At 68.6% G+C, this 18,214-nt stretch carries 20 protein-coding genes; 12 read left to right on the forward strand and 8 right to left on the reverse strand.

The genetic code is table 11. The features are described 5' to 3' along the window. The first annotated feature begins 62 nt into the window (after positions 1-62). A complete protein-coding gene (locus tag DL990_RS09135) occupies positions 63-824 on the forward strand; it encodes an NPP1 family protein (protein ID WP_125780941.1) in 762 nt (253 codons plus the stop codon). Positions 825-831: 7 nt separating this feature from the next. Here the strand turns inward: DL990_RS09135 and DL990_RS09140 are convergent, their stop codons facing one another. Continuing rightward, positions 832-1,032 carry a PspC domain-containing protein gene (locus tag DL990_RS09140; protein WP_034313416.1) on the reverse strand — a complete coding sequence of 67 codons (201 nt, stop codon included), beginning with the start codon at positions 1,030-1,032 and terminating at the stop codon, positions 832-834. Positions 1,033-1,231: 199 nt separating this feature from the next. Here DL990_RS09140 and DL990_RS09145 point away from each other — a divergent pair, with 199 nt between their 5' ends. Next, the gene (locus tag DL990_RS09145) at positions 1,232-2,155 is read left to right on the forward strand and encodes a hypothetical protein (protein ID WP_125780945.1); all 924 of its coding nucleotides are present in this window, start codon (positions 1,232-1,234) and stop codon (positions 2,153-2,155) included. A gap of 72 nt (positions 2,156-2,227) precedes the next feature. On the opposite strand, the gene DL990_RS09150 is transcribed toward DL990_RS09145, so the two are convergent. Then, the gene (locus DL990_RS09150) at positions 2,228-2,905 is read right to left on the reverse strand and encodes a TetR/AcrR family transcriptional regulator (protein ID WP_125798375.1); all 678 of its coding nucleotides are present in this window, start codon (positions 2,903-2,905) and stop codon (positions 2,228-2,230) included. Between the two features lie 122 nt (positions 2,906-3,027). Here DL990_RS09150 and DL990_RS09155 point away from each other — a divergent pair, with 122 nt between their 5' ends. Further along, positions 3,028-4,551 carry an MFS transporter gene (locus tag DL990_RS09155; protein ID WP_125798376.1) on the forward strand — a complete coding sequence of 508 codons (1,524 nt, stop codon included), beginning with the start codon at positions 3,028-3,030 and terminating at the stop codon, positions 4,549-4,551. Between the two features lie 231 nt (positions 4,552-4,782). On the opposite strand, the gene DL990_RS09160 is transcribed toward DL990_RS09155, so the two are convergent. The 3 genes from DL990_RS09160 to corA all read right to left on the reverse strand — a co-directional run bounded on the left by DL990_RS09160 (position 4,783) and on the right by corA (position 7,539). Then, positions 4,783-5,622: a ParB N-terminal domain-containing protein gene (locus tag DL990_RS09160; protein WP_125798377.1), complete on the reverse strand. Its 840-nt coding sequence runs from the start codon at positions 5,620-5,622 to the stop codon at positions 4,783-4,785. Beyond that, complete coding sequence (locus tag DL990_RS09165; RefSeq protein WP_125780953.1) at positions 5,619-6,272, reverse strand: metallophosphoesterase; 654 nt, start codon at positions 6,270-6,272, stop codon at positions 5,619-5,621. The genes DL990_RS09160 and DL990_RS09165 overlap by 4 nt, the downstream gene beginning before the upstream one ends. Positions 6,273-6,450: 178 nt before the next feature. Then, positions 6,451-7,539, reverse strand: a complete 1,089-nt coding sequence (gene corA, locus DL990_RS09170; RefSeq protein ID WP_125780955.1) for a magnesium/cobalt transporter CorA — start codon at positions 7,537-7,539, stop codon at positions 6,451-6,453. Between the two features lie 250 nt (positions 7,540-7,789). Here corA and DL990_RS09175 point away from each other — a divergent pair, with 250 nt between their 5' ends. Together DL990_RS09175 and DL990_RS09180 are read left to right on the forward strand one after the other, a co-directional pair. Then, positions 7,790-8,368 carry a MaoC family dehydratase gene (locus DL990_RS09175; RefSeq protein WP_370305480.1) on the forward strand — a complete coding sequence of 193 codons (579 nt, stop codon included), beginning with the start codon at positions 7,790-7,792 and terminating at the stop codon, positions 8,366-8,368. Between the two features lie 33 nt (positions 8,369-8,401). Next, entirely contained in the window at positions 8,402-9,505 is a 1,104-nt protein-coding gene (locus DL990_RS09180) for a DUF2332 domain-containing protein (RefSeq protein WP_199746268.1), read from the forward strand. Between the two features lie 303 nt (positions 9,506-9,808). On the opposite strand, the gene DL990_RS09185 is transcribed toward DL990_RS09180, so the two are convergent. Continuing rightward, positions 9,809-10,237: an NUDIX hydrolase gene (locus DL990_RS09185; RefSeq protein ID WP_125780957.1), complete on the reverse strand. Its 429-nt coding sequence runs from the start codon at positions 10,235-10,237 to the stop codon at positions 9,809-9,811. 186 nt (positions 10,238-10,423) lie between these two features. On the opposite strand from DL990_RS09185, the gene DL990_RS09190 reads away from it, so the two are divergent. From DL990_RS09190 to DL990_RS09220, 7 genes are all read left to right on the forward strand, one after another. Then, positions 10,424-10,585, forward strand: coding sequence for a hypothetical protein (locus tag DL990_RS09190; RefSeq protein ID WP_005167589.1), 162 nt, complete (start codon positions 10,424-10,426; stop codon positions 10,583-10,585). Between the two features lie 24 nt (positions 10,586-10,609). Continuing rightward, entirely contained in the window at positions 10,610-11,170 is a 561-nt protein-coding gene (locus DL990_RS09195) for a PH domain-containing protein (RefSeq protein ID WP_034313292.1), read from the forward strand. Between the two features lie 177 nt (positions 11,171-11,347). Continuing rightward, positions 11,348-12,211: a PHP domain-containing protein gene (locus tag DL990_RS09200; protein WP_199746269.1), complete on the forward strand. Its 864-nt coding sequence runs from the start codon at positions 11,348-11,350 to the stop codon at positions 12,209-12,211. Continuing rightward, positions 12,208-12,837: a MarC family protein gene (locus DL990_RS09205; protein WP_125798378.1), complete on the forward strand. Its 630-nt coding sequence runs from the start codon at positions 12,208-12,210 to the stop codon at positions 12,835-12,837. Before DL990_RS09200 ends, DL990_RS09205 begins: the two co-directional genes overlap by 4 nt. Positions 12,838-12,935: 98 nt before the next feature. Next, the gene (locus tag DL990_RS09210; RefSeq protein WP_125780963.1) at positions 12,936-13,796 is read left to right on the forward strand and encodes a PD-(D/E)XK nuclease family protein; all 861 of its coding nucleotides are present in this window, start codon (positions 12,936-12,938) and stop codon (positions 13,794-13,796) included. 34 nt (positions 13,797-13,830) lie between these two features. Next, positions 13,831-14,175: a hypothetical protein gene (locus DL990_RS09215; protein ID WP_125798379.1), complete on the forward strand. Its 345-nt coding sequence runs from the start codon at positions 13,831-13,833 to the stop codon at positions 14,173-14,175. Between the two features lie 117 nt (positions 14,176-14,292). Beyond that, positions 14,293-14,952 (forward strand): hypothetical protein, encoded by a 660-nt coding sequence (locus tag DL990_RS09220; RefSeq protein ID WP_125780966.1) that lies wholly within the window; start codon positions 14,293-14,295, stop codon positions 14,950-14,952. Positions 14,953-14,992: 40 nt separating this feature from the next. Here the strand turns inward: DL990_RS09220 and DL990_RS09225 are convergent, their stop codons facing one another. Together DL990_RS09225 and DL990_RS09230 are read right to left on the reverse strand one after the other, a co-directional pair. Then, the gene (locus DL990_RS09225) at positions 14,993-16,390 is read right to left on the reverse strand and encodes a hypothetical protein (RefSeq protein ID WP_125798380.1); all 1,398 of its coding nucleotides are present in this window, start codon (positions 16,388-16,390) and stop codon (positions 14,993-14,995) included. Between the two features lie 35 nt (positions 16,391-16,425). Beyond that, the gene (locus DL990_RS09230; protein ID WP_125798488.1) at positions 16,426-18,027 is read right to left on the reverse strand and encodes a DEAD/DEAH box helicase; all 1,602 of its coding nucleotides are present in this window, start codon (positions 18,025-18,027) and stop codon (positions 16,426-16,428) included. Positions 18,028-18,214 lie beyond the last annotated feature (187 nt).

Genomic DNA, 18,214 nt, shown 5'->3' on the forward strand with positions numbered 1-18,214 from the left:
GCCGATCCGGGACCCTCAGCCCAACGCGCGGAACACCGAGACCGAGCGAAGGGGCGCCTGCCTTGACGAAAAAGCTGCCACGCCGTCTCCTGCAGGGCCTCATCGGAGCGGTCCTCATCACCACACTCGCCCCGGCGGTCGCCTGGGCCGAACCCCCACAGGCCCTGCCGTCGAACGCGACGGAGGCCGACAGCACCTGGCAGCCCGCGTTCGACTACGACACCGACGGCTGCTACCCGACGCCCGCGATCTCGCCGACCGGCGCGGTGGCCACCGGCCTCAAGAACTCCGGGGCCCTCAACGGTCAGTGCCGCGACCGATCGGACCTCGACAACACCAACTCCTACGCGCGGTCGAAGTGCAACAACGGCTGGTGCGCCCACCTGTACGACCTCTACTTCGAGAAGGACCAGGCCGTCCCCATCCTCGACTGTTGCGGGCACCGGCACGACATCGAACACGTCGTCGTCTGGGTCAACGAGGGCCAGGCCCGGTACGTCTCGACGTCCGCGCACGGGAACTACTCCACCTACGACCGCTCCAAGGTCTCGTGGGAGGGAACCCATCCGAAGATCGTCTATCACAAGGACGGCGCGAGTACCCACTGCTTCCGCATCGCGAGCGCGACCGAACCGCCGGAGAACCACTACAACGCCTGGCAGTACCCGGACCTCGTCAGCTGGGACCGATTCCCGCCCGGGATCCGCGACACCCTCGTCCGCGCCGATTTCGGCAGCGCGAGCCTGGCGATCAAGGACGGCTCCTTCGAGTACAACCTCGGCAAGGCCAAACCGGCGGGCATCCCCTTCGATCCCAACGCCTGAGGCCGGCTCAGTACTCGCTCTCGGGCAGGGCGAGCCACAGCACGAGGTAGACGATGAACTGCGGGCCGGGCAGCAGGCAGGACAGCACGGCGAGCAGGCGGACCTTGCCCGGCGTGGTGCCGAAGCGTTTGGCGAGACCGGCGCAGACGCCGCCGATCATGCGGCCCTGGCGCGGTCGGGTCAGGCGGGCGGCTACGGGGTTCGTCACGGTTCTTCCCTCTCGGTCGTCACGTTGTGTGAAACCCATTCTCGTCTCGTGACGGCCGCACCGCATCCCACCGCGGAACGAAACGCACCCTTAAGGGCGTGAAATCGCGGTGAGGTATTCACCTGGGAAAACGTGGCGGACCCTGTGTTCTTCGCCCGTAGGGGCTGGTGTTCCGCGATCTTTTGACGATACTGCTCCGGTGCCCTCGAAGAGACTCAGCGCAGTACTCTGCGGCCTGTTCCTCGCCGCGGCCTGTTCCACCCCGGGACCGGCGGTGGCGCCGTCGACCACGGCGGGCGAGGAGGCCCTGACCGCTTCCGAGGCGCTCGGGGAATACTCGTCGCTCGATTACTGCAGCCTCGTCGACCAGCGGAAAGTGATCGGCGGCGGAAACGCGGTCAAGCCGCCTTTGAGCTCTTTCGAGTTCTGCCGCCTCGAATTCGTCGAGGGCGCCAATCGCTACACCGTGACCACCGGCCCGATCACTTCCGGGCAGGATCCGAACAATCAGCCGTACGAATACGGTGGTCCGCTGCCGGAAGGCGTCAGCGTCCAGCAGTCGACGTTCAACGAGGACACCGCCTGCACGCGGCTGCTGACCTTCGCCGACGGGATCCGCCTGTCCATCGCCGTCACGTCCGACAACACGTCCCCGGCCGACCAGACGGCCCGCTGCCGGATCGCCGACGCGACGGTCGGCAGTGCGGCGGGGGTGATCGGCGCGCGCCAGGTCGGGCGGCTGAACCTCGACCAGCGCTCGTGGGGCCGGGTCGCCCCGTGCGCGCCGCTCGACCAGCACGAACTCGACGCCGCAGCCGGCGCGGAGACCAAACCGGCCCCGGCGCTGTCCGGGCACAGCTGCATCCGCGGCAAGGTCAGCTTCTCGTTGTCGGTCGGGGCGGACACCACGCCGGGCGCCACGGAGGCGCTGGGCGGGCGGCAGGTCCAGGTCACCACGTCGGGCGCGTTCTGCCAGGTGACCACGCACCGGCCGATTCCGGGCACCCCGGAGCGGGTCGAACAGGCGACTCTCTCGGTGGTCGGCGTCGACGGGGCGCCGGAGGACGCCACCTGCGCGGCGGCCCGTGAGGTCGCCGTCGCCGTGTTCCCGAAGCTCCCCTGACGCGATTCGTCACCTACTTGCGGCGTCTGCGGACGCTCGCCGGTCGCAAGTAGGTGACGAATTGCGTGGGGGCTAGCGCAGCTTGGGCAGCCGGAAGGAGCACATCGCCTCGTCCAGCGTCTCGAAGTCCAGTGGCGGATGCGGCAGCGGCGTGGCGCGGCCGGGTTCGGCGCGCAGACCGTCCAGCAGCATGGCGAGGCACCGGCGCCACAGGTCCGGCTGGATACCGTGCGTGAACTCGATGACCGAGCCGATCATCTGGTGCAGGAGCGGTATGTCCGTCGGCACGAAATCGGCGCGGAGGGCACCCGCCGCCTGAGCCCGTTCGACGAGCTGTGTGATCAACGGCACCATGCGGGACTTCGCCTCGGCGACGCGCTCCTGGCCGAAGACGTTCGACAGCATGACTTCACGTAACCCGCGGTCACCGGCGTGCAGTTCGGCCGCGCGCCACGTAAAGCCCGCGAAGCCCTCCCAGGGATCTTCGGCACGAAGCGCTTCTTCGGCGAACTCGCGGATCGTCTCGAACTGGTCGACGAACATGGCCTCGACCAGGTGTTCCTTACTCGGGAAACGGCGATAGACGGTGCCGACGCCGACGCCGGCGACCTGCGCGACGTCGTCGAGCGTCGCTTCGAGCCCGCGTTCGCCGAAGACATCGCGTGCCGCCGCGATGATGCGCTGCCGATTGAGTTCAGCGTCGCGCCGCAGCGGCCGCGCCGGTGCGGCGGGAGCGAGGTCCCTAGCCATCCGTCCAGCTTAACAAACGAAGTAGAGGACACTTCTCCACTTCTTGTGTACCTTGGGCGCGGAAAGGGGAGATACCTACTCCACATAGCTTCTTCGTCACTATCGGTGAGGAAACCGCCCGTATGTCTGACTCATCCACCGCTGTCGCCACGCCGCCGGGGGACGCGGCCGCGCAGCACGCCAACCCGCACCACGCCAGGAGATGGCTGATCCTGGTGATGATCGGTCTCGCCCAGCTGATGGTGGTGCTCGACGCCACCGTCGTGAACATCGCGCTCCCGTCGGCGCAGCAGGACCTCGGGTTCTCGAACGACGCCCGCCAGTGGGTCGTCACCGCCTACGCGCTCGCGTTCGGCAGCCTGCTCCTGCTGGGCGGGCGGCTCGCGGACCTCTTCGGCCGCAAACGCGCGTTCCTCGTCGGGCTCGCCGGTTTCGCCATCGTGTCGGCGATCGGTGGTGCCGCCACCAGCATCGAAATGCTGCTCGTCGCCCGTGCCGCACAGGGTGTCTTCGGCGCGCTTCTCGCCCCGGCGGCCCTCTCGCTGCTGACCACGACCTTCACCGACCCGAAGGAACGCGGTAAGGCCTTCGGTGTCTTCGGCGCGATCGGTGGCGGGGGCGCGGCGATCGGCCTGCTGCTCGGCGGCGTGCTGACCGAGTACCTCGACTGGCGCTGGTCGATGTACGTCAACATCGTCTTCGCGGTGATCGCGTTCGCCGGTTCGGCCGTGCTGCTGAAGAACTCCGAGACCGACGGCCCGCGCCCGAAGCTCGACATCCCGGGCACGATCACCGCGTCGGCCGGCCTTTTCGCGCTCGTCTACGGCTTCGCGAACGCCGAGCGTGACTCGTGGTCCTCGATCACGGTCTGGGGTTTCCTCGCCGGCGGTGTCGTGCTGCTCGCCGCGTTCGTGGCGATCCAGCAACGTGCCGAACACCCGCTCCTGCCGCTGCGCGTGCTGCTCGACCGCGACCGCGGTGGCTCGTATCTCGCGATGTTCCTGCTCGCCATCGGGATGTTCTCGATCTTCCTGTTCCTCACCTTCTACATCCAGCTGAACCTCGGGTTCACGCCGGTGCAGAGCGGGGTCGCGTTCCTGCCGATGGTCGCCACCCTGATGATCAGCGCGACGTCGGCGACCGCGATCCTGCTGCCGAAGTTCGGCGCGAAACCGTTGGTGTCACTGGGAATGCTGATCGCCGGCGCGGGACTTTTCTGGCTCTCGGCCATCGACACCACCAGCACGTACGCCAGCGGCGTGCTGTTCCCGCTGATGATCATGGGCGTCGGCATCGGCCTCGCCATGGCGCCCGCGATGAGCGTCGCGACCTTCGGCGTCGACACCCGCGACGCCGGTGTCGCGTCGGCGGCGGTCAACACCGCGCAGCAGGTCGGCGGCTCGATCGGGACCGCGCTGCTGAGCACGCTGGCCGGGAACGCCTCGACGTCGTTCCTGGTCGGGAAGGTCGCTTCGCCGCAGCTCGCGGCTGAAGCGGCTGTGCACAGTTACACGACCGCTTTCGTGTGGGGCGGGTGGATCTTCGTCATCGGTGCGGTGATCTGCGGGCTGCTGTTGCGGTCCGGTGCCCCGGCTCGCGCTCCTGAAGGTGCTTCGGAGGGTGCTCCGGTCGCCGTGCACATGTAGGGGGAGTGCAATGAAAGGCCCCTTCATTGCAAAATTTGCAATGTAGGGGCCTTTCATCTCAGATTTCGATGCTGAAGGAGACTTTCGCCGCATGGCATGCGAGGAAGGCGTCCTGCACGTGGCGTGGTTGTGGGGGAACGCTCCCGCGCCTGGTCGGTGAGGTAGCGAAGGCCTCCTTCCTTACGCTGAAGGTAGGGAAGGGGGCCTTCACGCGCCGACGGTGAGGCGACGTCAGCGGGACTGTGACCGCACCGCTTCGAAGACCTCGTCGTCCCACCGGTGCGTCCGGATCAGCCGGTACCGCTCGCACGCCACCCACAGGTACGCCTCGGCGTCCGTGCGCGAGCCGATCAGGTCCGCCTGCCGCAGCATCGCCACCACCGGCACGAACTCCTCGTCGAACCAGCGCTGCGCGAGCGTCGCGCGGTCCGAGTACGCGCCTTCGTCCTGCATCAGCCGGAAGCCCCACGCCTCCACGTGCTCGCCGAGCCGCGCGTAGTCCCACGGATCGGTGAACACGACCGAAGCCCGCGCGTGCCCGGACAGCGGGACGCGTTCCAGGAACAGCCGCCGGTAGTCCTTCACGATCAGGTCGCCGCGGTACCGGATCCCGCTCGGGTCCAGTTTGGTGCGCACCTCGGTGACCATCGCCTCTATTGTGGACAGTCGCATCGCGTGCGCCACCGAAACGCGGTGGTGCCCGTCGATGATGAAGTGCAGTTCGCCGACGCGGTACACCTCGATCGGCGGAATCGACTCGCCACGCCTGGTGGCGAGCGCCAGCCGTTCCCAGCGTTCGCGGACGCGCCCGGACGTCGGGCGGAAACGGCGGTCGAAGTCGCGGCCGCGGTCGACGCTGCCGACGATCGAATCCAGCCGGATCACCCGCGCCCCGATCTTCCGCTCGCCGAGGTAGCCGAGAGCGTCCACCACCTCGTGGAACGGCAGCATGATGTTGACGTCGTCGGGCTCGCGGCGCAGCCAGGTCGCCAGCCGGGAGAGGACCTGACGCCGTCGCGCGCGAAGGAAGTCGTGTTCCGCGTCCGCGCGGGGAAAACCCGTGTCCTTCATGAGAACTCCATGATCCGGTGCCCGACGACGTTGCGTACCGTGGTCCCGCCGACCACCCGGTCCGGCACGGGTTCGCCGTGCGGGTGGATATGCCCGTGCAGCAACCACTTCGGCCGCAGCAACTCGATCGTGCGATGGAGACAGTCGAAGCCGCGGTGCGGCGGATCCTCGCGGTCGCCGCAGTGCCGCGGCGGCGCGTGGGTGAGCAGGATGTCGACGTCCCGCCCGTCCCGCCGGCGCCGGAACCGGGCCCGGCGCACCAGCCGCCGCGCGCGCCGGGCCTGCTGGCGTTGCGTCCACTGGTTCGGGCCGTCGTTGTAGCGGACCGAACCGCCGAGCCCGGCGAAGCGGAGCCCGCCGACGTCGACGACCCGGCCGTCCGCGTTCACCCCGCCCGCCGGACCGGGCCACACCGTGGGGAAACCGTCCTTCATGGACAGTCCGCCGTAGCGCGTGTAACCGGACAGGTCGGGATCGTGATTGCCGGGGACGAATACGCACGGCACGTCGAGCGCGCCGGCCAGGAACTCGAGGTAGTCGTACGGCAGGTCGCCGGCACCGACGACAAGGCCGAGGTCGGCAGGCAGCCGATGGACGGCGGACGTCCACAACCGCTCTTCGACCTCGTCCGCGACGACCAGCGCTTTCATACGCTCCAGCGTAATGCCGGAGGCGCTACTTCGGGCCGTGCGCGAACGCGGGGTCCTTGGCGATGATCGCGATCACGATGCCCAGCCAGACGACGCAGAAGGCCAGCGCCCAGAACTTGAGGTTGGTCAGGATCCTTGGCATGAGGGAACTCCAGAACTGCCGAATGCGGAAGAAGGGTCAGAGCCAGCGGTTCTTCCTGAATATTCGGTAGAGCAGGATGCAGACGCCGAAGATGACCGTCATCGCCACCGGGTAGCCGAAGCGCCAGTGCAGTTCCGGCATGTAGTCGAAGTTCATCCCGTAGATGCCGGCCAGCGCCGTGGGGACCGCGATGATCGCCGCCCACGCGGTGATCTTGCGCATGTCGGTGTTCTGCTGGAGAGTGATCTTCGCCAGTGTGGCGTCCACCAGGGTGGTCAGCAGTTCGTCGAAGTTCGCGACCCGCTCCGCCACGGTCGTCAAGTGGTCGGAGACGTCGCGGAAGTACGAGCGGACCTCGTCCGGGATCAGTCGCGTGTAGCCCTCGGCGAGGCGCTGCAGCGGCGTCCCCAGCGGCATGACGGCGCGGCGCAGCTCCAGCACTTCACGCTTCATGAAGTAGATCTGCTCGGCGCTCACCTTGGACCTCGGCGCGAAGACGTGCGTCTCCATCTCGTCGATGTCCGACTCGATCGCCGTGGTGACGTCGAGGTAGTGGTCGACGACGTGGTCCGCGATCGCGTGCAGCACCGCGGACGGCCCGAGGTCGAGCCGCTCGGGGTCCTGGTCGAGTTCGCGGCGCAGCCTGGCGAGCCCCGAGTGGTTCCCGTGCCGCACGGTGATCACGAAGTCGCGGCCGAGGAACGCCATCAGCTCGCCGGTCTCGACGATCTCGTTGGCCGTCGCGGGCGACTCGTGCTCGACGTAACGGACCGTCTTCAGCACCATGAACAGCGTGTCGTCGTAACGCTCCAGCTTGGGCCGCTGGTGTGCTTCCAGCGCGTCCTCGACGGCCAGTTCGTGCAGGCCGAAGGTGTCCGCGATGCCCTGGATCTGGACCGCGTCCGGCTCGTGCAGGCCGATCCAGACGAATCCCGTGTGCCGCTTGCGCACCTCTTTGATCGCCTCGGCGTGCGTCCAACGGCCGGGCAGGCGCTTGCCCTCCACATACACCGCGCAATCGACGACGTACGCCGAAAGAGGGACGGGCAGCGGGCGTTCGGGGACGCTCTTGGCGCGGCCGTTGCTCCGGCCGCGAAGGCCGCCGAGCGAGGGAATGGCAGGCATGGGATCTCCTGGGCAGACGTCGTGCGTTGATGCGCGAAGACGACGGGCCAAGCGGTCGGGGGGCCGCTCGGCTAGGCCAGCGTTCCCGGTTTCGTCAGCCCTGCCAGGTGGGGATCCGGCGAGACGTGAAGGGGGGAACGCTGCGACTACTAGGAAGCGGACTATCGCCACTGGACATCGGGTTCCTCACCTCCTTCGGCTCGGCGGACGGTTACGCAGTGGTGTGGGTCGCGTTGACGACCCGACACCAATGGTCGAGGGTACTCCTCAACACGAAAGCCTGTCGTTCCAGGCTCACGCCGCGTTACTCGTGCAGGAGGAATGGGTGCAGTTCGGTCGCTATTACGAAGAGTTCGAGGTCGGCGCGGTCTACAAGCACTGGCCGGGCAAAACGGTCACCGAGTACGACGACCACCTGTTCTGCCTCATCACCATGAACCACCACCCGCTGCACCTCGACGCGCACTACGCCGAGGAGACCACCGACTTCGGCAAGAACGTCGTGGTCGGCAACTACGTCTACTCGCTGCTGCTGGGGATGTCGGTGCCGGACGTGTCCGGCAAGGCGATCGCGAACCTCGAGGTCGAATCGCTGAAGCACGTGAAGCCGACCTTCCACGGGGACACCATCTACGGCGAGACCGAGGTGCTGGACAAGACGCCGTCGAAGTCGAAGGACGACCGCGGTGTCGTTTACGTCGAGACTCGCGGCTACAAGCAGGACGGCACGATCGTGTGTGTCTTCCGTCGCAAGGTGATGGTGCCGAAGCGGTCCTACGGTGACAGCAGGGGCGGTGAACAGCCCGGTCGCCCCGTCCCGCACGAATAATGGGTGTCACGAACGGGAAGAGGGAGCGCGTCGATGCCCATCGGGCTGGATGAGATCAAGAGCCGCCTGCGGAAGTTCGCGACGGTCGAGGCGGCCGGTGTTTCGCCGCTGTACGAGCACCTGGCGACGAAGGCGTCCGAGGACGACGACGTGGCCGGTCTGCTGACCGACGCCCGCGGCGGTGAAGCGCGCGGAACGCTGCTTTTGGCGACCGCGCACCGGCTCATCCAGGCCGACCCGATCCACCCGCTCTCGCGGTACTACCCGTCCGTCGGCGGTTTCGACGGCGTGGACTCGGAGACGTGGCCGCTGTTCCGCTCGTTCCTGCTGGAGCGGGCGGACAAGGCGCGGGCGATCATCTCCTCGCGGTACACGCAGACCAACGAGGTCCGCCGTGCCGCGCTGCTCTACCCCGCGATGACGACGGCGGCGAAGGAAGCGGGCGGCAAGATCGCGCTGCTCGAGGTCGGATGCAGCGCGGGGCTGCTCCTTGGCCTGGACAAGTACGCCTACCGCTACCAGTGCGACGGCGGCGAGCAACTCACCGCCGGTCCCGCGAAGACCGCGGTCGGCCTGCACTGCGCACTGGACCTCGCGCCCGGTGCCGTCACGCCGAAGGTGCCGAAGAAGCTGACGATCACCGCCCGCGCCGGCCTCGACCGCGCCCCGGTGGACCTCGCCGACGAAGACGAACTGGCCTGGCTCGAAGCCTGCGTCTGGGCCGACCAGCCGGACCGGATCCGGCTCCTGCGTACGGCCGCGGCGGCGCAGGGCAAACAGCGGCCGGACCTGATCGCCGGCGACGCCGTCGACGATCTCGCCTCGGCGGCCGCCACCGCGCCCGCCGACGCGCCACTCGTCGTGCTGACCAGCCACGTGCTCGCGTACCTGGGGGACCGGCGGGCGGACTTCCTCGAGGCGTTGCGGAAACTCGCCGCGGACCGGCCGCTGTGGTGGGTCAGCGAGGAGTTCTACGGCGCCGGGCTGGAGCACTTGGCGCCCGGCCGGGCCGATCTGGCCGAACCCGCGGATCAGGCCGTGCTCGGCCTCGTCCGCTGGGACGCCGGTGTCCCGGACGTGCGGGCGCTGGCCAGGACGGCCCCGCACGGGCAGCGGATGACGTGGCTCCCGGTTTAGGGGTGCGGGACTTCGCTTAGGGCCAGAGCGTTCCGTGGGCGAGGTACGCAGCCGTGACAGGAGCGCATGGGTCGAGCTGGTCGTGAGTGGCGTTTCGGGTTAGAACCCGAAACGCCACTCACGACCACCGCGCGGGCAGCCTCACCGGCGACGCCGCCTGCGAGAGGCGGCGGCGGCCGACCCGACTTCCGGGTTTACCCATTCGGCTCTTCGAAGATGTCGGCAAAGCATCGGGAAGGATAACTTTCACCTCCCGCGCCGCTTTATCACCGCGTCATTCGACGAATCGGACACGGCAGGTCGTCAAGACGGCGTGACGTCCCCGGTCGGCAGCACTCCCCAGTCGCGCAGAGTGACGAACAGGAGTTCGGCCAACCGGCCCTCTTTGTCGAGTTCGATCAAGGTTCCGGCGTCGATCCACCGGGCGTCGTCGGCGTCGTCCCCAGCACGGAGAGTGCCGCCGGCGACCGCGCAGGCGTAATCATGGATGTCGTACGGGCCGCGGCGGGCATTGCCGACGTATGTGCCCGGTATCACGTCGAGCCCGGTCTCTTCGCGCATCTCCCGGATCACGGCCGCTTCGTCCGTTTCGCCTGGTTCCACCCGTCCGCCGGGGACCGACCACAGTCCACGTCCGGGTTCATTCGCGCGCCGGATCAGCAAAATCCGCCCGAGTTCGTCATGGACGATGCCGCCGACACAGCGGACGGTGCTGTCCGAAACGGTGTTCATTCCCGAATGGTAGACGCGGGCTTCCTGACAATGGCTGTCCTGTACACGGAGAGTAGCCGTACGGTACACTTCCCCTCGCCGGCTGACCCAAGCGCGGGACTTCCCTCCCGCGCGGGTGGAAGGTGCGGTACAAAATGAATAGTCAGTATCCGCAGTCAGTCACCGTAAGAGACAGGATTGATCGCTGTGAACGCGAAAAAGCTCCTCACTTTCGCAGGAATCGCGTTGGTGCTGTTCTTCGTGATCGCGCAGCCAGGTCAGGCCGCGGGCCTCGTGGGAAACATCATCGGCTTCCTGCGTGACTCGGCCGAATCGGTGATCACCTTCGTCAGCAACGTCTTCAGCTAGCGGGGGAGCGGATACTCTATCGGTATGTTCGCCCCACGCGATCCAGACGAGTATCTCCTCGACACCGAGCGGCGGGTCATCAGGATCCGCCGGCACTGGGCTGTGCTGTTGTGGGAAACCTTTGAGACGGCCGCGTTGCTGGCCGTCTGTGTCCTGGTCTCCTACCTGTTGCCGCCCGCCGCGTGGGTCATCCAGAACATCCTCTGGTATGCCGCGTTGCTCATCATCCTGCGCTTCGCGTACGTGGTGATGGAGTGGTGGGTCGAGCGCCTGGTGGTCACGGACAAGCGGTTCGTGATGACCACCGGTGTCTTCACCACGAAAGTGCTGATGATGCCGATCACCAAGGTCACCGACCTCACCTACGAACGTTCGGCGTGGGGCCGGATGATGGGGTACGGGACCATGGTGGTCGAGTCCGCCGGTCAGATCCAGGCGCTGAACCGCATCGATTACCTGCCGAAGCCGGAAGAGTTCTACGACACGATTTCCGAGCTCGTGTTCGGCGACAAGCAGAAGCAGGCCGAGCGCTTCTCGATGATCAAGGCACAGCGTGCGGCACGCGGCAAGAAGAAGGTCGGTTAGCGCAGGTCCCGACTCGGCGGTGACCCAGGAGGTCTTTGATCCTTGGGGTCGCGCGCCTTCCGGCCGCCAGGCCTCAGAGGCGTGATGGCAGGGCGCTGTCATCGTCAGCTGCAACGCAGGCCACCCGGCCGCGCCCTGGCAGCGCGGCTCTGAACAGCGCGATAGACAATACAGTCGATGCGCATCGACCTGCACGCCCACTCCACCGCCTCCGACGGTACCGACAGCCCTGCCGGGCTGGTCGCCGCCGCCGCGAAGGCGGGCCTCGACGTCGTCGCGATCACCGATCACGACACCACGGCCGGCTGGGCCCCGGCCGCCGAGGCACTCCCGCCGGGGCTCACCCTGGTGCCCGGCGCCGAGCTGTCCACGATCTCCGTCGATCCGGTGACCGGGCGGCATATCAGCGTCCATCTGCTCGCGTACCTCTTCGACCCGGCGTCGCCCGCGGTCGTCGCCGAGCAGACCCGGCTGCGGTCGGAGCGGCGATGGCGGCTGCGCGTGATGGCCGAGCGGATGGCCGCAGACGGCCTGCCGGTCGATCCCGACGAGGTCATGTCGCTGCTGCCCGAGGACGGTTCGGCCGGACGGCCCCACCTCGCGCAGGCACTGGTGCGGGCCGGTGTCGTCTCGTCGGTGAACGAGGCATTCGGGAGCTACCTCGGAAACGGCAGCGGGTACTTCGTGGCGCGGCAGGACACGCTCGTGGAGGACGCGATCGACATGATCGCGGCGGCGGGCGGGGTCACCGTCATCGCGCATCCCTTCGCGTACACGCGCGGCGCGACCATCACCGTCGATGTGCTCGCCGGGCTGGCGAAGCACGGCCTCACCGGCGTCGAGGTCGACCACCCGAACCACGACGAGGAGACACGCGTCCGGCTGCACGGGCTGGCGGGGGAACTGGGGCTCGTGCGCACCGGGTCGAGCGATTATCACGGCACGAACAAGACCATCGATCTCGGCGACGAGACCACCGATCCGCTCGCCTTCGAAGAACTCGTCGCGCGGGCGACCGGCTACGAGGTCGTGACCCGGTGACGATCACGGACTTCTTCGACGCGCGCCTGTTCATGAGCGCGACGATCACGCTGATCGTGATCATGGACCCGCCCGGCACGGTGCCGGTGTTCCTGAGCCTGACCGGCCGGAAATCGGTGGCGTTCCGCGCCAAGGCCGCGCGGCAGGCGGTGCTGGTCTCGTTGCTGGTGATCTCGTTGTTCGCCGTTGCGGGACAAGCGATCCTGTCCTATCTCGGTATCGGGATCCCGGCACTGCAGGGTGCGGGCGGGCTGTTGCTGCTGCTCATCGCGCTGCAACTGCTCACCGGCAAGACCGGCGGCGAGGCCGAGGCGGCGGGCGACGACGTCAACGTCGCGCTCGTGCCGCTCGGGACGCCGCTGCTCGCCGGCCCGGGCGCGGTCGCCGCGACCATCGTCTTCGTACGGCAGGCCGACGGGCACGTCGGCGCGTACGTGGCTCTCGCGCTTTCGATCGTGACAGTGCACTTCGTGCTGTACCTGTGCATGCGGTACTCGGGCGTGGTCATCCGGCTGATCAAGGAAAGCGGGATCACGCTGCTGGCGAAGATCGCCGGTCTGCTGCTGGCCGCGATCGCGGTCGAGCTGGTGGCGAACTCGGTGAAGGGCTTCATCGCGGGTACGTGACCGGGCGCCGGTGATAGCAAAGGTCCCTTGCTCCCTTCCTGGGGATCCCCTCGAAAAGTGTCGGTGGGGGTGCGTAGCGTTGCGGGCGGGGTGATCCGATGGAGCAGATTGGTTTCGACTTCGGCGTCGAGGCGCCGCGCAAGCTGACGAAGGTCTCGCCCGCGCGCCTCGCGACGTTCGAAGATTGCCCGCGCCGTTATCGCATGTCGTATCTGGACCGCCCGTCCCCGACACGCACCGGCGCGTGGGCGCACAGCACGCTCGGTGCGGTGGTGCACAACGCTTTGCGGGCGTTGTTCGACCTGCCGGTGATCAAGCGCGTGCCGCAGCGGGCGATGGCGCTCGTCGCCGAACACTGGAAGGACGCCGGGTTCGAAGACACCGACCAGGCCGCCCGGTATCGAGCCAGGGCTAAGGCGTGGGTCGCGGAGTACGTCGAGCACAACGACGTCAGCGTCGATCCGGTCGGGCTGGAGCGCTGGGTTTCCGCGCCTGTCACGCTCGAGCCGGGCAGCGGGCCCAGCCTCATCATCGAGGGCCGCGCCGACCGCATCGACCAGCGCGGCCGGGAACTGGTGATCATCGACTACAAGACCGGCCGTCGTGAGCCGGACGAGTACGAGGCGCGCTCTTCGCAGGCCTTGGCGCTGTACGCGGTCGCCGCGGCCCGGACGCTGCGGACGCCGTGCTACCAGGTCGAGCTGCACCACGTGCCCACCGGGACCATCGCGGCCGCCGAGCACACCGAGGAGAGCCTCAAGCGGCATCTCCAACGCGCCGACGAGACCGCCGGTGACCTGCGCCTGGCAACGGATACCCTGGACGCCGGCGGCGACGAGGACGTGTTGTTCCCGGCGCGCCCGGGTCGCCGTTGCTCATGGTGCGACTTCCGGCCCAGCTGCGCGGCAGGCCAAGAGGCCGGGCCCGCGGCTCAGCCGTGGGAGTTGCTGGCGCCCTAGATTCTCCAGATTCGACGATTGGACAGGCGAGGACGTGTCGTCACCGGACACCGAAGAGCTCGCGACCACACCGCCGCCCGCGGAGCGGAACGCGCCCGCGGCGACCGACGGCGGCCGGTTCTGGCGCGGGCTGACCGGATCGCTCGCGGCCGGGATGGCCGTGCTGGCGGTGTGCGTGGTCGCGATCGCCGCGGTCTGTCTGTTCACCGGCTCGCCGGGGCCGGGTCTCCTGATGCTGATCGGCCACCCGGTGGCCGCGGCGCTCGCGTTGCTGGCGCAGCGGGTCGTCGATGGGCGCGCTGGCCGCGTCGCGGGCTTCGCGGGTCTCGGCGTCGCGGTGAGCGTGACGGCCGCCCTGAGCCTGTTCTGGTGGAGCTGACCGCGGCAGGAAAGTGCCATTGACCGGCGAAATGCCTCCCGTCCCTGCGAAACTATGGCTTACTGGGCACGTCGTAGATGAACACGCTGCCCGCAGCGAGGACGAAGGGCACCGTCGATGACCTACCCACCCCAGCCAGGACAGCCCGACCAGGGCCCCGGCGGACAGCAGCAGTACCCAGGGCAGCAGCACCCGGGACAGCACTACCCGGAGCAGCAGTACCCGCAGGGTGGTTACGACCAGAGCGGCGCGTACCCGCAGCAGCAGTACCCCGGCTACGGCCAGCAGCAGTACGGACAGAACCAGCAGTACGGACAGGGTTTCGGCGGGCCGCCCGCGCCGCCGAAGAACAACAAGACCGGCCTCCTGGTGGGCATCGCCGCCGCTGCCGTGGTGGTGCTCACGCTGGGTATCACCGGGTTCGTCGCTCCCGGGTTCTTCCTCGGTGACGACAAGGCCGACAAGCCGTCCGGCCCCGAAGGGACCGCGCGCGCGATCGTCGACGGTATCAACGCCCACGACAAGGCCGCGTTGACGGCGCTCAAGTGCGCGAACGCGGAACAGGACGTCGAGCAGGCCATCGATCGAGTCGCCGACGTTTCGAACGCTTCGCTCGGCGAGATCACGAAGGTCTCCGAAACCAAGTACACGGTGGCTGTCACGCTGAGCGTCGAAGGGCGATCCCGCACCGCCGCCGGCACGCTCGCCGCCGAGGGCGGTAATTGGTGCTGGAAGGAAATCGGCCGGCTGCGCACCAAGTCCACGACGACGCGCTGACGGCCGGCGGTAGCAAGGGACCTTTGCTATCGCCAGCCGGTCACTTGAGCGCGACCAGGGTCGGACCGCGTTGCTCCAGCAGCACCGGACCGACCGACGAGAGCACCACCGGGCCGGTGTAGCCACGCCTGTCGACGCCGACGGTGCGGATGGTGGCGCCGGTCGTCTCGTCGAGCACGGCGAGCCCGCCCTGGATGGGCACGACCAGCTGTTCCCCGAAGGTCACGCCGGGGCCGGCGGAGTTGTTCAGCGTCCAGCGTGGCGTGAGGTCGTCGCGCGAGAACGCCATGGTCTTCGAGCCGGTGAACCAGTAGACGCCCTGCGCGGTCCACGCGGTCGTCATGACGCCGCCCACCGGGTCCTGCGTGATGTCCGCGTCGGGCACATCGAGCGGGTACGCCGACTTCTGGAGGCCGTCGCCGCCGTAGATGACCAGCAGTTTCTGTTCGGGCAGCACGATCAGCGCCAGATCGCCGGACATCGCGACGACCTTCGCGTTCTTGCCGGCGAGCACGGTGCTGTAGTCGACCTTCGGGTCGTCGGCTTCGTCGTTGGTCGCGCGGTAGACGGTGAAGCGGTCGGCCGGGTCGCCGGGGCAGCGTTCGATCACACCGATCTTGCCCGCCGCGGCGGCCACCGTGCCGTAGGTGCAGCCGGTCCTCGGCTGCTTGTTCGGGTTCACGATGGCGGGGACCTGGCCGTACTCCATGCTCTTGACCAGGTCGTCGCGCCAGGTGTTCAGCAGTTTCTTGCCGGTCGTGGTGACGTGCGATCCGTCGACCACCAGCCGGGTCCCGAGTTCGGCGTCGCCGTTGCGCTGCGCCGTGCGGCGTCCGGTGCCGGCGTCGAGCTGGGTGACCTCGCTACAGCCGGTGTCCTTGCGGTACACCGCGTCCACCTTGATCCCGGCGAGCGCGACCGTGCACAGTTCGAGATCGCGGGAATAGCGCCACCGGACGTCGCCGGTGTGCGGATCCCGGCCGAGTACCTCGCCCTTGTCCGCGGTGACGACGCTGTTGGCCTCGCCGATCGGGACGGGTGTCGACGAACTCGGTGCCTGCCACAGTTCGGTCAGCGAGCCGGGCATCTCCGCCGGCGCGGGCGGGAGTCCTGGCGGCATGGTGTTGGCGACCTGCGCGACGGTCGCCGCGTTGTCGCTGTTCACGCCGATGACGACGCCGGTGACGGCGACGACCACCACGATCGCCGCGGCGAACACACGATCCCTCGTGCGGTTCCACGGCGAGCGCCGGGCGCGTTTCCCGCCCAGCGGTGGCTCGGTGGCCACCGCCGCGGCGGGTTCGGCGTCCAGCACGTCTTCCGTGCCGATCGCGTTTTCGGCCGTCTGCGGTTCGGCACCGCTCGACGGCGGTTCGGGATCGGCGGGCACGGGCCGCGCCGGTTCGTCGTCCGGCGCGGCGTCCCAGCGTTCGCTCACGTGCCCCTAGCTCCCCACGTCGAGGTCTGAAGCTCTCAGTCTGCCGACGCAGGTGTATCAGAAGTCGCCGAGGGACGGCGACGGCGGCGTCGGCGAGCCGGACGCTCGGCGCTGTCGCCTGTCTCCTTCTCGACCGCCGGGCCGCTGACCTCCGGGCTCGGCTTCGCGGCGCCGCGGCTGCGGCGACGGGCCCGCGTGCGGCCCTCGGACGACGCTTCGCCCTCGGTGCCTTCCGCCGTAGCGTCCGCGGCGTCCGCGGCCTCGATCTTGGCGGCCGCGTTCGCGCCGCCACGGGTCCGCTTGCGCGGTGTGCGGTTGCGCTTGCGGGGCGCTTCTTCTTCGTCCTTCGGGCCCTGGCTCTGTCCCTGGCCACGGCCGCGGCGCTTGCCGCCCAGGTCTTCTTCGACCTCGGCCGAAAGACCGGCGCGGGTCCGCTTCGACAGCGGGAGGCGCCCGGTGGTGCCCTCGGGGATGCCCAGGTCGCTGAACAGGTGCTTCGACGACGAGTACGTCTCGGCGGGCTCGGGCATGTCGAGCCCGAGGATGTCCGAGATCATCTTCCAGCGCGGCGTCTCGTCCCAGTCGACGAGGGTGATCGCGACACCGGTGCGCCCGGCGCGGCCGGTGCGGCCGATCCGGTGGACGTAGGTCTTCTCGTCCTCCGGCGTCTGGTAGTTGATCACGTGCGTGACGTCGTCGATGTCGATGCCGCGGGCGGCGACATCGGTGGCGACCAGCACGTCGACCTTGCCGGCGCGGAACGCGCGCAGCGCCTGCTCGCGGGCGCCCTGGCCAAGGTCACCGTGCACGGCGGCGGCCGCGAAGCCGCGCTCGACGAGCTCGTCGGCGACCTTCTCCGCGGTGCGCTTGGTGCGGGTGAAGATCATCGTCAGGCCACGGCCTTCGGCCTGCAGCGCGCGGGCGATCAGCTCGGGCTTGTCCATCGAGTGCGCCCGGTAGACGAACTGGGTGGTGCGCTCGTGGATGGCGCCGGCGTCGTTCTCCTCGGCGCGGATGTGCGTCGGCTGCGTGAGGAACGTGCGGGCCAGCGTGATGATCGGGCCCGGCATGGTCGCCGAGAACAGCATCGTCTGGCGCTTGTCCGGGACCATCCGCAGGATGCGCTCGATGTCGGGCAGGAAGCCCAGGTCGAGCATCTCGTCGGCCTCGTCCAGCACCAGACCGCGGACCTTGCCCAGCACCAGGTGCTTCTGCTCGGCCAGGTCCAGCAGGCGGCCCGGGGTGCCGATGACGACGTCGACGCCGCTGCGGAGCGCCGCGATCTGCGGCTCGTAGGGGCGGCCACCGTAGATGGCCAGTGTGCGGATGCCGAGGTGCTTGCCCGCGCCCTTGAGGTCGTTCGCGACCTGGATGCACAGCTCACGGGTCGGCACGACGACCAGCACCTGCGGGGTGCCGTCGCCGGGGACCTCGACGCGGTGCAGCAGCGGGACACCGAAGCCCAGCGTCTTGCCCATGCCCGTGCGGGCCTGGCCGATCAGGTCGTCGCCGGCCATGGCCAGCGGCAGCGTCAGCGCCTGGATGGCGAAGGTGCGCTCGATCCCGGCCTCGCTGAGCGCCTTCACGATCTCCGGCTTGACGCCGAAGGAAGCGAAGGAGGGGGCTTCGGGTTCCACCGGTGCGCCCGCCTGCAGCGGGTGCGACACGTCGAGCGCCGCCGGGCCTGACTCGCTGTGCTCCAGCGCGACGGCCTCCGGAACGCCGGTGGGGTTGTCTTCGGGCGTGTTTTCGTTCGTGGTCAGGGTGCTCGCCTCTCTCGTGACCAGCGCGCACTGCCCTGGTCACCGATCGACACTCGACCAC

It is taken from the genome of Amycolatopsis sp. WAC 01416, from assembly GCF_003947485.1.
Taxonomy (GTDB): domain Bacteria; phylum Actinomycetota; class Actinomycetes; order Mycobacteriales; family Pseudonocardiaceae; genus Amycolatopsis.